The organism is Vibrio sp. D404a, from assembly GCF_030248535.1.
Lineage (GTDB): Bacteria > Pseudomonadota > Gammaproteobacteria > Enterobacterales > Vibrionaceae > Vibrio.
Map to the genome: position 1 here is coordinate 76,250 of NZ_JAHGAJ010000009.1, position 12,781 is coordinate 89,030.

Genomic DNA, 12,781 nt, shown 5'->3' on the forward strand with positions numbered 1-12,781 from the left:
TATCTAGACAAGTAGAGTTAAATAGGCATGTAACATGCCTAGATAAACTTCTTGCGGATAACTTGAGAGATGAAATCAATCACGCTTACTGTCACGATAACAATCGCCATAATTGCGGCTGTCTGTTGTAGCTGGAAGCCAGAGATTGATTGCCAAAGCAAGACACCGATACCACCAGCGCCGACCATACCAACCACGGTTGCGGAGCGGATGTTCGACTCTAAGCGGTAGAGTGAGTAAGAGATCCACAGCGGCATCACTTGAGGAATTACGCCATACAGAATGACTTCGATTGGGTTGGCACCCGTTGCCTTCACGCCTTCAACTGGGCCCGGTTCAATCGCTTCAATCGCTTCTGCAAACAGCTTGGCAAGGACACCTGTGGTATGAATGAATAGCGCCATAACACCAGCGAATGGCCCTAATCCAACCACCACCACAAACAGCATCGCAAACACCATCTCATTGATAGCGCGCAAGCAGTCCATCAAACGACGAATTGGAAACGTCACCCAGCTTGGCATTAGGTTTTCAGCACTGAGGATGCCAAAAGGAATCGCCAACAAAATAGACAACACCGTGCCCCAAATACCGACTTGAATGGTCACCAACATTTCGCTGAAGTAGATGTTGCTCTCGCCGAAGTCAGCGGGGAAAAAGTCTTTGCCTAACTGGACCATATTCTCTGGGTGTTCAAAGAACATCATTGGCGCCATTTCTGCACCTTGCCAAGCCCAGCTCAATACCAGTAATACCAATACAGCAATCACAGCGTTTTTGATTGATAGCTTTGAGGAAGGCTCGTAGCTTTGAGTTATTGCAGTCATTATTTTTCACTCTAATGAATGCGCCGCATCGTCACGGCGCATGAGTTTGAATTAGCCTTTCAGCGCATCGATTTCAGATTGAAGCTCGTCAATCTCTGTTTGATATTGAGCCATGCGATCTGCGCGGTCTTGAGCGCTCAAGTTAGTGTTGTTCTCTGCCTCTACAAGGTTTTTGAACGCTTCCATCTGGCGGATTGGTAGGAGCTGGCTATTGTCAGTCGCGGCAAAACCAGACCAAGCTAGCTGCTCTAGATTTGCACGTTGCTCTGGCTCGCTTCCGTAGTTAACGAAGAAATCACGCGCCTTCTGCTTCATCTCCTCATCCATCTCTTTGCGATAGGTCACTACATCCGATGGGATCAGATTGGACTGCCACACCACTTTGAGCTTGCTGAACAGCTCTGGGTTGTTCTGTTGGACGCGAATCAGGTTCATGGTGTGATTGGTGGCGACATCCACTTGATTGTTCGCCACAGCCATCACATTGGCTCCATGACTCGCCGCCACATTGCGGTGAAAATCATTTGCCGACACGCCATTGCTTGCGAACGCTTCAAAGTTAGGCACTAAAAAGCCCGATGTAGAATTAGGATCACCATTGCCCAGTTTGAGCGTCTTGTGGTGCTCTAATACATCGTCCAGTGTGTTGATGTTGTCGTTCTCAGCATTGACGATCAGTAGACTGTGGTAACCCTGTAGGCCATCGTCATTAATGTAACGAACAAACAGTTCAGCATTGGCACGGTCAACCGCTTCCATTGCCGCCTTATTGCCGTAATAAGCAAAATCAACCTTGCCAAAGCGCTGCGCCTGAATAATTCCTGCATAATCCGGAGCGAAATACGCCTTCACTGGCTTGCCGAGTGCCTGACCAAGATCTTCCAAAAGTGGATCCCAGCGCTGACGTAAGTTTTGCTGCGCATCGGTGGCGATAATGCCGAAATTGATTTCGTCTTTTGCCACAGCGTAGCCTGCAGTCAGTGTGGTCATCGCTACAGTTGCGAGTGTCACCGCTTTCTTAAGTCCTGATTTCATTGAATGAAACATGGTGTTTTCCCTGATTATTTAAAAAGACGCGGCCAGCACGTCAGTCGGTTGAATTTGTGGTGTATTGGATGACGGTTTAGAACGGTAGAGATCTTCAAGTTGCGGCTTTGTCAGCTCTGCGCTTTTGCCCTCATAGAAAACCTGACCATCTCTCAGCGCGATGATGTTTTCGCAGTATTTAAGCGCATGATCGACTTGGTGAAGAGTCACAATCACAGGGATGCCCTCTTTCTCGTTGATGTCCGTTAACAGCTCCATCACGATGCGAGCCGATTCAGGGTCTAGAGAAGCGATAGGTTCATCTGCGAAGATGATTTCTGCCTTTTGCATTAGAGCTCGGGCAATGGCGACACGCTGCTGTTGACCACCAGAAAGGTTGCCGACACGTTGGTTCGCAAATTGCTCCATCCCCACTCGACGCAGTGCGTCCAAAGCCTGTTGTTGCTGTTCCACCGTGAACATGCCAGTCAGAGTTCGCCACTTAGGCGTCGAGCTCAGCGCACCAATCATCACGTTGGTAATCACCGATAGGCGGTTTACTAAATTAAACTGTTGAAATATGTAGCCCGCTTGAGCACGTCGTTCACGAACTTTGGCATCAGGCTTGCCATTGGCTTGGACAGTCTTCCCTAACACTCGAATATTTGAGTCGCTACTTTTGTCGCCAATAATTAACCCACTTAGATGACGAAGCAGTGTCGATTTACCCGAGCCAGAAGGCCCAAGCAGTGCCGTCATCTTTCGGCTAGAAATGGTCAAGTTGATATTATTCAGTGCGCGGTTGTCACCGAATGTCTTGTTGACCTTGTTAACTTCAATGATGTGATTCATCGTCAATGTCCCTGTTTGGTTTAAGGTAACTTTGACGATGAAATATTAAGATTCGGTGTCGTTTTATTTGCAGAAATGAAACATCGAGAGGTGAACAACAACTTGTCTAGACAAGCTTAAGATTATGTTTTTAAAAGGTTAAAACACTCATAATTAGACAAGGTTAAGCACTTATATAAGAACGCAATTCACAGTAATTTGACAATACAAGCGACGCTCACTCTTGCTATCTCACACCGTCTAATAACTCAGACAAATTGATCATCAAACTTATATATTGAATGCAATATCAATCCCATTGACGATTTTTTCTATTTCGATATTAAGTCTATTTTTGGCGCGTTTTATTCGACGCTCAGAAATTGTTCTAGATCATTAAAGTATTCAATAACGTAATCTTTGATTTTAAATAATTAAACTTTGATGCGGTTTACGGAATTAAACCCATTTCATAGTTTTCTAGTGATCGCGTTCAAAATACACCCACAAAACCAAATAAATCAGGATGTATTGTTGGAATTTACATCACATTTTCTCGGTTTACAGAAGTTTACTCCGCATTGCCGAAATAACTCTAAAGGAGTAGTTTGCAGTCATTGAGTTCAAAAATGTAAACCGAAATGATGAGTGTAAAACAAGTTCGATTCACCGATGAAGACAGAGAATGTTTGACTAGCTACTTTCGCTTAGCAGACACGATCGCAGACCTGATTGGCCCCTACTGCGAGGTTGTGATCCACTCATTCGAGAGCTTAGAAAATTCCGTTGTTAAGATCGTCAATGGACACCATACCGGCCGTGAGATTGGCTCCCCGATCACCGACTTAGGCCTGCGTATGTGGAGCACATTCGAGAAAACTGGCGAAGTCTCACCAAAAAGCTACTTCACCAATGCAGCTGACGGATCACTCCTCAAATCAACGACTTGTATTCTGGCTGGCCCTCAGCAGAAGCCGATTGGCATGTTGTGTATCAACATGAACTTGTCATTCCCATTTCCTGAGATCGTTAAAACCTTAATGCCCCAGTGCAACGCACCTCAGACGCTGGTCAGCGAAACATTCAGTAACAACGCGAACGACGTTATTCAACAGGCGCTTAACTCTGCCATTCAAGACGTTGAGCAAGACGACACTGTGTCACCGAAAGGCCACAACAAAGCCATCATTCGCAACCTATTCGACAACGGTGTCTTCGAACTGAAAGAGACCACAACACAAGTATCCGAACAGCTTGGGATCAGCCGTCAGGCGGTCTACAAGTTTATCCGTGAATTTAAATCAGAATAAAAATTAATAACTTAGGAGTTACATCGTGAAACAGATCATTGCCACTGAACAAGCACCTGCAGCTATCGGCCCTTACTCACAAGGCACAGCCTACGGCGAAATGGTTTACACATCTGGCCAACTACCACTGGTTCCAGAAACCATGCAGTTTGTTGAAGGTGGAATCAAAGAGCAGGCTCGTCAGTCTTTAGAAAACTTGAAAGCGGTGCTTGAAGCAAGCGGTGCAGGACTAGACACCGTTTTGAAAACGACCTGCTTCCTGTCTGATATGGAGAACTTTGTTGCCTTTAACGAGATTTACACCGACGTGTTTGGCACAGAAAACGCACCAGCTCGCTCTTGCGTTGAAGCCGCAAGACTACCAAAAGACGCACTGGTTGAAGTTGAAGCCATCGCATACAAAAAATAATCGGTTTTAATGGGATCAATAGGAGATTCTCATGAGCGTTTCATTTATAGGATTAAGCATACTGTTCTTCGGGTTCTACGCACTACTTTCGAACTTCAAGAAACAGAAAAAGAGTTTCAACTTCCGCGTATTAAGCGCATTGGCAGCCGGCCTACTATTTGGTGGAGCTATCCAACTGGTATTCGGCGTCGGCAACACGGCGACAGCGGGCTTTGCTGAGCTAATTTCAGTGTTCGGCAAAGGCTACATCAAACTGCTACAAATGATCGTTATCCCACTGGTATTCGTGGCGATGATCTCTTCGATCATGAACGTAGAAGGCGGTGGCGCACTGTCTCGTATCGCACCAAAAATCATCGGTATTCTGCTTTTCACTTGTGCGATTTCAGCGGCGGTTGGTATCGCAAGTATCTACCTGTTTGGTATCGATGCAAACGCACTAGTGAGCACGATTGGCACCAACAGCGCTATCGAAGCACGTGGTGACTCACTGGTAGCGACACAAGATGCAATGGCGAGCAGCGGCCTGTCTGGTATGGCTCTGTCTATCATTCCAACCAACATCTTCGACATGCTAACGGGCTCAGAGCGTACTTCTACGCTATCAACAGTATTGTTTGGTATGTTCCTAGGTTACTGCATCCTGCAAGTTAAAAACCGTAAACCTGAGAAAGTGCAAAACTTCGTTGATTTCATCAACTCGGCAAAAGAAGTGGTGCTTTCAATGGTACGTGAAATCTTGAAGCTAACGCCTTACGGTGTATTTGCTCTGATGACCACGTTCATGATGACCAATGACTTGTTTGCACTAGCAGAAATGGGTCGCTTCCTACTCGCAAGTTATGTAGCGATTGGCGTAATGTTCGCTATCCACTTCGTGATGGTGTCAATGTTTGGCCTATCTCCTGCTAAGTTCATGAAGAAAATCTGGCCTGTATTGGTGTTCGGCTTCGGTTCTCGTTCAAGCATGGCGGCAATCCCACTAAACGTTGAAACTCAAACTCAACGTCTAGGTGTGGACGAAGAAACAGCAAACATGTCAGCGACATTCGGTACCAGTATCGGTCAAAACGGTTGTGCGGGTATCTACCCTGCAATGCTCGCTATCATGGCGGCTCAAGTAATGGGTATGCCAGTTGACCTAGGCTTCATCCTACAACTGATTGCTGTAATCGCGATTGCTTCATTCGGTATCGCAGGTGTGGGTGGCGGTGCGACTTTCGCAGCAGTAGCAGTACTAACCATTATGGGCCTAGACATCACAGTGGTTGCGATTCTAGTTTCTATTGAAGCGCTCATTGATATGGCACGTACGGCTCTAAACATCTCAGGTTCTATGTTATCGGGTGTACTAACCGCTAAGAAGAATGGCTCTTTAGACACTGAGCAATACAACGCAGACGTTGCTTCTACAACAACAAAAGAAGCAGCGGTATAACCTCCCAACTTAATCAAGAGCACCCACCACGGGTGCTCTCCGTTTTCCTGATTTCAGGTATTTAGGTAGTAAGTATGAAAATTGTTGTCGTAGGCGGTAGCGCCGCAGGTATGAGTTTCGCAGCGAAGTACAAACGTAATCAACCATCAGATGAAGTGATTGTGCTAGATAAACGCAATTACATCTCTTTCGGGGCTTGTGGCTTACCCTACTTTGCGGGCGGTATGTTTGATGACACCGAACGCATGATCTCTCGCACACCAGAGCAAGCGATTAAATCTGGTTTAGATGTACGCATCGAAACTGAAATGGTTGCCTTAGACAGAGCAGAGAAAAAGATCACCATTCGTCACCAAGGCGAAGAGAGCATCATTGATTACGATATGTTAGTAATTGCGACTGGCGCTCGCCCTATCGTTCCTCCATTCGGTGAATATAACCCTGAAAACGTCCATACCTTAACCAGCATGGAAGATGGCCAAGCCGTTAAAGAGGCATTAAAGAACAACAGTAAACAGCGTATTTGTGTTATTGGTGGTGGGTTCATCGGACTTGAAGTGTTCGATGCGGCACATGAGCTTGGTAAAGACGTCACTATCATCGAACGCGAACAGCATGTAATGAGTCGTCAGTTTAGTCCTGAAATGATCGAAGTGGTTGAAGGAGCCATTCGTGAGTCTGGAGCAGAGCTAAAAACAGGTTGTAGCGTTTCAGCCATTCGAGATGCAGATAATGGTGGTTACACAGTAGAAACGGATAATGGCAATGTTGAAACTGACGTAGTCATCATGTCACTTGGTTTCAAGCCAAATACTGAGTTCTTCGAGCTTCCAAAAGCAGTCAATGGTGCATTACTGGTCAATGAATATGGAGCAACCGAAGATCCACATATCTACGCTGTGGGTGACTGTGCCGTGGTTCATCACATGGCATTAGGAAAATCCGTATATGTGCCACTGGCAACCACCGCCAACAAGCAAGCGCGTATGATGGCAGATAAGCTTGCAGGCAAAGACACCTACATGGAAGGCTTCTTGGGATCTTCATGTTTGAAAGTACTGGATTACGAATTAGCCTGTACAGGTGTCTCTGAGCTGCTAGCAAAAGAACACGACTTAGAAGTCAAAGTCTCAACTATCTCGGACAAAAACCAAACCGATTACTACCCAGGCCAAGAAGACATTAAGGTGAAATTGGTTTATCACCCAGAAACTAAGGTGTTACTGGGTGGAGAAATCGTGGGTAAGAAAGGCGCTGTTGGACGTATTAATGCGTTGGCGGTTGCGATCACCGCGAAGATGACCACACACCAGCTTGGCTACATGGACTTCTGCTACGCCCCTCCATTTGCTCGTACATGGGATGCGTTGAATGTTGCAGGAAACGTAGCGAAATAACGAAAGCGTGTCGCATGAGTACTTTTTAACAGTACTCACAAATATCTAAACCCAAAGCAGTCCAAGTGGCTGCTTTTTTATTGCTCAACCCTTCAATGTTAAACGTAAGTAACGTGCCACATTCGAACTTAGTGTATTATTTGATCGAACTTAAAAGCTTACAAACAATAAGTGTTATATAATCGCTCGAAAAATATAAAAACAAAAAAAAACAGCAGTAATACCGTCAAACGTCATAGCTAGGTTAACTAAATACTCAATATGGACGCGATTCGTAAAGTCTATCAATACGCGGAACCGAACCTTACTCTAGTAGGGTGGATGGGTTTTGTCGGCTTCCCTGTGTACTACATAGTATGGGAGCTACTGTTTCCACAGCCCTATGAAAACCTGCCGCTACGCGTGTTCTGCTCTATGCTGTTTTTCGGCATCATTTATCGACACCGTTTTCCATTCAGTTGGCGTAAATACCTACCGGCCTACTACCAGGTTGCCACTACGATCTGTTTACCCGGGTTCTTCTTCTACATGTTGCTAATGAACAATTGGTCGAACGTGTGGGTGATGTCTTTTATGGCGGCGACGTTTCTGCATATTTTACTGGTGCATATTACTCGAGTAATGTTTGCTCAAACCTTTGCGGGGATTGGCCTTGCCACGTTTTTTGCTTGGGTTGCACAGGGCTTTTATCTCGATTTAACGATGGACTGGACGCACGTCCCAATCTTTTTGTTTATCTACCTATTCGGCAATATGTTCTACGTTCGTAACCAAGTAGAGCATGAGGCTAGAGTGTCACTCGCCAAATCTTTCGGTGCAGGTATCGCCCATGAAATGCGTAACCCTCTGAGTGGTTTGCTCACCTCTATCGACCTCATGCAATCGGTATTGCCAAATCCAAAAGAAGAGAAAAAAGAGCACTACGTTCTCGACTACCAAGACGCGTCACTACTGAAAAAAGTCAGTGACGATGCGATGAATATTATTCACACTGGTAACGAGACCATCGACCTACTTCTGACTTCGATAGATGAGAACCGAATCTCACGTTCAACCTTCAAGAAACACTCAGCGCAGCATGTAGTTTCAGAAGCAATCGACAGTTTTAGTTACAAGCGTTCAGCGGATAAAGATGCGATCTCTTTCGATGTTCAAGGTGACTTTGAATTTCTGGGCAGCGATACCCTGCTCAAGTATGTTATGTACAACCTATTCAAAAACGCCTTCCATCATCGCAACACTGATGACTTTCATATTCATGTGACCATGTCGAAAGAAGGCAACAAAAGCAGTATCACGGTGACAGACAACGGCTCTGGTATCTCAAGTGAAGCCATGCGTAATATCTTCCAAGATTTCTATACTACCGGTAAATCTGGTAGCTACGGATTAGGCTTACCTTTTTGCCAGAAAGTTATGCAAGCCTTTGGTGGCGATATTCAATGCCAATCTGAACTTGGGGAGTGGTCTCAATTTACCCTGACGTTCCCGCAGATCAATTCTCACACAATCATCGAAATTCAGAGCGATCTCACCAAGCTTAAATCGGTACTCATGATCTGTGAACAGAATGTTCTAACCACAAGAATGACAGAGATAAGCCGCTTTATGGGCTTTAACCTAATAGTTCTCAATGTAGCTTCGGCTTTAAATCGCAAAGAGTATGAGTTCGAGTTTGACGTAATCCTTATTGATATCGAGGCTCTGTCTGCGCAATCTAAGCGACAGAAAGCGTTAGAGTCGCTGCTGTCATTCACAGAAGCGCGTATTGCTTACTTGTATGAACACCCTTCAACGAAGAAAACCCACACCACACTGCAGAGCGCAAAGTGGGTTGAGACACAAGCATGGTTGCTCAATACAAAATCCACCATTGAAGAGCTATTTTACGATAGCGATTATGTCGCTGCTCCTCAGGAGTTCGAGCCGCTCAAGACGTCTAAGAAAGGCACCATCATGGTGGTTGACGATAATGAATCACTACGACGATTTACTGCGATGCTTATCGCTAAGCAGGGATTTGAGGTCATTGAAAAAGAAGATGGCCAGCAAGCAATAGACGCGCTAGACAGCAATAGTGTCGACTTGATTCTTATGGATATTGAGATGCCCGTGATGAGTGGTGTTGAAGCATCACGTCGTATCCGAAATGCAAACAAAGAGTACTCCTCTATTCCGATTATCGCGCATACCGGAGACAGCTCCCCTATCACACTTGAACAAATTGGGGCTTCTGGCATGTCTGATTTCATCGTAAAACCTGCCGACAAAAACCGACTCTTCGACAAGATAGCCAACTGGGTCTAATGGCTTTCAATCAGAGCTCAGAGCAATACTGAGCTCTGTCATTAGGTTTGTAGTATTACCTAAAAACCATCCTTATCTATATAACAAAGCCGTTCGCCTAAGCAAACTCTAATTCAGGGGTTTGATACGCTTGCTGACAGACGGTCAGTACATGATCGATGTCTCCCATACTCAGCCCTGAGTTTACAGAGAAACGGATTATGTTTTTATTCTTGGCTGTCGCAGGTCGACAGAACACAGCACCGAACACATCATGGCTTTCCAAAAAGTCTCGCACCCTTTCTGTATTTCTCTCGCTGCCACATTCCAAGGCTATAATTTGCGAATCACTCCGCACAGTAAACCCAATCTTCTTCAAGCCCTGTTTGAGAATGTTTGCTCTCTCAAACAGCTGTTCCCGATGTTTATCAGCACTTTTAATGACCTCTAGTGTCTTCTCCAGTCGACTGATCTCTTGTGGCAAAACCGTTGAGCTGAATATGGCTGGAAATGCGACAAAGGGAAGCGCACCCGCCATCGACTTAGGCCCAAGAATTGCCCCAGCACGGTAAGCAAAGGCTTTAGCAAGGCTGACGGTGATGAAGTCAACCTGCTCGGTTAACCCTAGAGCATGAACTAAGCCAGCACCTTGTTCTCCATGAGTCCCTAGAGAATGAGACTCATCGACAATTAAGGCACAGTCAAACTCTTGAGCCATTTCGTAGATGTCACTCAATGGGGCTACGGTGCCAATCGTACTATAGACAGAATCCACCACAATGACGCCACTGCCATAACGTTGCAGTTGTTTGCGCAGGTGAGTCATATCGTTATGTCTAAATGGTCTAGCTACAGCGTTCGCAGCTCGTATCCCTTCCCACAAAGACATATGAGCAAAGCGGTCGATATAAACCGGAGCATCTGCAGCACAAACCGTTTGCAGTAAGCAGATATTCGCTGCCCAACCAGATTGAGACAGCAAACAACTCTCCATCCCAACTAACTCAGCTAACTGCTGCTCAAAGTCAGGTTTTGACTCTTGGTCTTGCAGAAAAATCGACGACATCACAACACTCTCGCTTTGGCGAGAAATCGCCTGTTGATGGGCATGCTGAATCTCTGGATGGTTTGATAACGCAAGGTAATCATTACTTTGCATCACTATCGAGGTTGGTCTGGGGCGCTGCCCCAGAACCAAGTGTTTGTTGTTCTTATTCGGCGCTATTAGATCTTGCATAAAGAAGTTAAGGCGTTCCTCAACAAAGGAAGGTAGTGGTTTTATTTTAGAATTATCACTCATAGTAAGTTCTCTTCGTAATACAGAAAAACGCCAGCGCTGACAGCGGTATATTGACGAAAAAAACAAGACTGTTAAGGGGCGAGTTGCATATTTTTGCAGCGGATTGCAAACTCGGAATTTAAGGGTTTAGGGAGGTGAGACCGTCATTACTATAGGGAAGTGCATTCTAATTATTGAACAAGGTTTAAACAGGATCTCCCTCGTTAAAAGTGGTGCTTGAACCGTTGTTTTCAACGGTGGTTTAAAGCCCAACGAAAAAAGGCTCGCCAAATGCGAGCCTCTGTAATCTTATCAATACTGAATGAAATCGTGTTACTTCACATCAATCACGACTTTACCAAGCGTTTGACCACTTGCCAGACGGTCATGGGCTGCGCCAGCTTGCTCTAGCGTAAAGCTGTGCTCATCCAAAACTGGCGTAAGAGCGCCTGCTTCAACGATCTCAGCGATCGCTTTCAGAATTTTACTATGCTCAGCTCTGCCTACATTATGGATCATCGGGATCAACATAAAGACGACATGCAGCGACAGGCCTTTCAAATGCACCATAGTCAGATCAAGTTCATTCATAGAAACCGTCGTTGCGATCTGACCATTCAGTTTGGTCGCTTCAATCGAATTATTTAGGTTTAAACCGCCAACAGAATCAAATACAACATCAAAACCTGCACCATCAGTATGCTTAGCGACATAATCAGCGACGGATTCAGTTCGATAGTCGATCGGTGTTGCGCCAAGCTTTACAATTAGATCGTTCTTCTCACCTTCAGAGCCGGTAGCATAAACCTCGGTACCGAAGTGCTTAGCTAACTGCAGTGCAATATGACCTACACCGCCAGCACCGCCATGCACCAGTACTTTTTGACCCGCAGTAATACCTGCGCGAATGAGCCCCTCGTAAGCCGTAATACCGACCAATGGGATAGCCGCAGCTTCGCGCATCGAGATATTCTTAGGTTTGTGAGCAACAAGGTTTGCATCCGCTAGCATGTATTCAGCAAGAGCACCCTGTAAGTCGCCTAAGCCACCTGCGCAGCCATATACCTCATCTCCAACAGCATAACCGGTAACACCTTCACCAACCGCTTCTACAGTGCCAGCGAAGTCCATACCAAGAATACCGGGTAGTTGAGGGTGGAACGGCAGCGCTTCACCCATTTCACGTAGCATCATATCTACTGTGTTAACGCTTGAAGCTTCAATTTTAACTACCAAATGACCTGCTTTAACTTCTGGTTTTGCAACATCAGTAGTCTCAAATACTTCTGTACCACCAAACTTACGAATCACTGTCGCTTTCATACCGCAGAACCCCTATCCATTGTTTTATGTTGTTTGTACGCAACTAGTATAGGCAGCACTGGATGCTTTATAAGAGGACAAGACAGAGAATCAGTTTTAAGTTTTTGTTAAGAATGGTTAAAGGTAGAGATAGAGATGATGGCTATTGAACACATTGAGTGCTTCAAGGAGAGCGAATAGGTGAGATTTTAAAAATTGGTGGAAATGAAAAAAGCCCGCTGATTTCTCAGTGGGCTTTTCAATGGTGGTGGAGGGATAGGGATTTGAACCCTAGAACCGCTATTAACGGTTGCCGGTTTTCAAGACCGGTGCTTTCGACCACTCAGCCATCCCTCCAACAAATTGTCATCAACAGTGTACTAATCTGTTGAAGTTGTTATTTGCATAGCAAATAACCAAATCAAAGCCTGGCGATGTCCTACTCTCACATGGGGAAGCCCCACACTACCATCGGCGCTATTGCGTTTCACTTCTGAGTTCGGCATGGAATCAGGTGGGTCCACAACGCTATGGTCGCCAAGCAAATTCTTTCTTCTCTGATTTTCTTTCAGAAAAGTAATCTGGAAAGCTGTTTCTGTTCTCTAAACTCATTCAAGTGTTCTTGTTTGCCTCTGCTTTTTAAAGCGGAAACAATAGTTTTGAGTCCATCAAAACC

Annotated in this window: 10 protein-coding genes, 1 tRNA gene and 1 rRNA gene; 5 read left to right on the plus strand and 7 right to left on the minus strand. The window is 45.4% G+C overall.

Annotated features, from left to right (window positions below; all coding sequences use genetic code 11):
- Positions 1 to 38: 38 nt before the first annotated feature.
- Genes phnE through phnC form a run of 3 tightly spaced genes read right to left on the minus strand, consistent with a single transcriptional unit; the run spans position 39 to position 2,705 of the window.
- Positions 39 to 827, minus strand: coding sequence for a phosphonate ABC transporter, permease protein PhnE (phnE, locus tag KI655_RS06750; RefSeq protein WP_285402957.1), 789 nt, complete (start codon positions 825 to 827; stop codon positions 39 to 41).
- Between the two features lie 51 nt (positions 828 to 878).
- A complete protein-coding gene (phnD, locus tag KI655_RS06755; protein ID WP_285402959.1) occupies positions 879 to 1,874 on the minus strand; it encodes a phosphonate ABC transporter substrate-binding protein in 996 nt (331 codons plus the stop codon).
- Positions 1,875 to 1,892: 18 nt separating this feature from the next.
- Complete coding sequence (phnC, locus tag KI655_RS06760) at positions 1,893 to 2,705, minus strand: phosphonate ABC transporter ATP-binding protein (protein WP_285402961.1); 813 nt, start codon at positions 2,703 to 2,705, stop codon at positions 1,893 to 1,895.
- A 620-nt stretch (positions 2,706 to 3,325) separates the two neighbouring features.
- Here phnC and KI655_RS06765 point away from each other — a divergent pair.
- The 5 genes from KI655_RS06765 to KI655_RS06785 all read left to right on the plus strand — a co-directional run bounded on the left by KI655_RS06765 (position 3,326) and on the right by KI655_RS06785 (position 9,545).
- Positions 3,326 to 3,994 (plus strand): transcriptional regulator, encoded by a 669-nt coding sequence (locus KI655_RS06765; RefSeq protein ID WP_285402963.1) that lies wholly within the window; start codon positions 3,326 to 3,328, stop codon positions 3,992 to 3,994.
- Between the two features lie 25 nt (positions 3,995 to 4,019).
- Positions 4,020 to 4,403 (plus strand): RidA family protein, encoded by a 384-nt coding sequence (locus tag KI655_RS06770; RefSeq protein WP_285402965.1) that lies wholly within the window; start codon positions 4,020 to 4,022, stop codon positions 4,401 to 4,403.
- Between the two features lie 31 nt (positions 4,404 to 4,434).
- Entirely contained in the window at positions 4,435 to 5,841 is a 1,407-nt protein-coding gene (locus tag KI655_RS06775; protein ID WP_285402966.1) for a cation:dicarboxylate symporter family transporter, read from the plus strand.
- A 74-nt stretch (positions 5,842 to 5,915) separates the two neighbouring features.
- Complete coding sequence (locus KI655_RS06780) at positions 5,916 to 7,238, plus strand: CoA-disulfide reductase (protein ID WP_285402968.1); 1,323 nt, start codon at positions 5,916 to 5,918, stop codon at positions 7,236 to 7,238.
- A 261-nt stretch (positions 7,239 to 7,499) separates the two neighbouring features.
- The gene (locus KI655_RS06785; RefSeq protein WP_285402970.1) at positions 7,500 to 9,545 is read left to right on the plus strand and encodes a hybrid sensor histidine kinase/response regulator; all 2,046 of its coding nucleotides are present in this window, start codon (positions 7,500 to 7,502) and stop codon (positions 9,543 to 9,545) included.
- A 97-nt stretch (positions 9,546 to 9,642) separates the two neighbouring features.
- Here the strand turns inward: KI655_RS06785 and cqsA are convergent, their stop codons facing one another.
- The 4 genes from cqsA to rrf form a co-directional block, all read right to left on the minus strand.
- Entirely contained in the window at positions 9,643 to 10,875 is a 1,233-nt protein-coding gene (cqsA, locus tag KI655_RS06790; protein ID WP_285402974.1) for an alpha-hydroxyketone-type quorum-sensing autoinducer synthase, read from the minus strand.
- 261 nt (positions 10,876 to 11,136) lie between these two features.
- On the minus strand, positions 11,137 to 12,126 hold the full coding sequence (locus KI655_RS06795) for a zinc-dependent alcohol dehydrogenase family protein (protein ID WP_285402972.1): 990 nt from the start codon (positions 12,124 to 12,126) through the stop codon (positions 11,137 to 11,139).
- 245 nt (positions 12,127 to 12,371) lie between these two features.
- A tRNA-Ser gene (locus KI655_RS06800) sits at positions 12,372 to 12,462 on the minus strand.
- A gap of 69 nt (positions 12,463 to 12,531) precedes the next feature.
- Positions 12,532 to 12,647, minus strand: a 5S ribosomal RNA gene (rrf, locus tag KI655_RS06805).
- Positions 12,648 to 12,781: the final 134 nt, after the last annotated feature.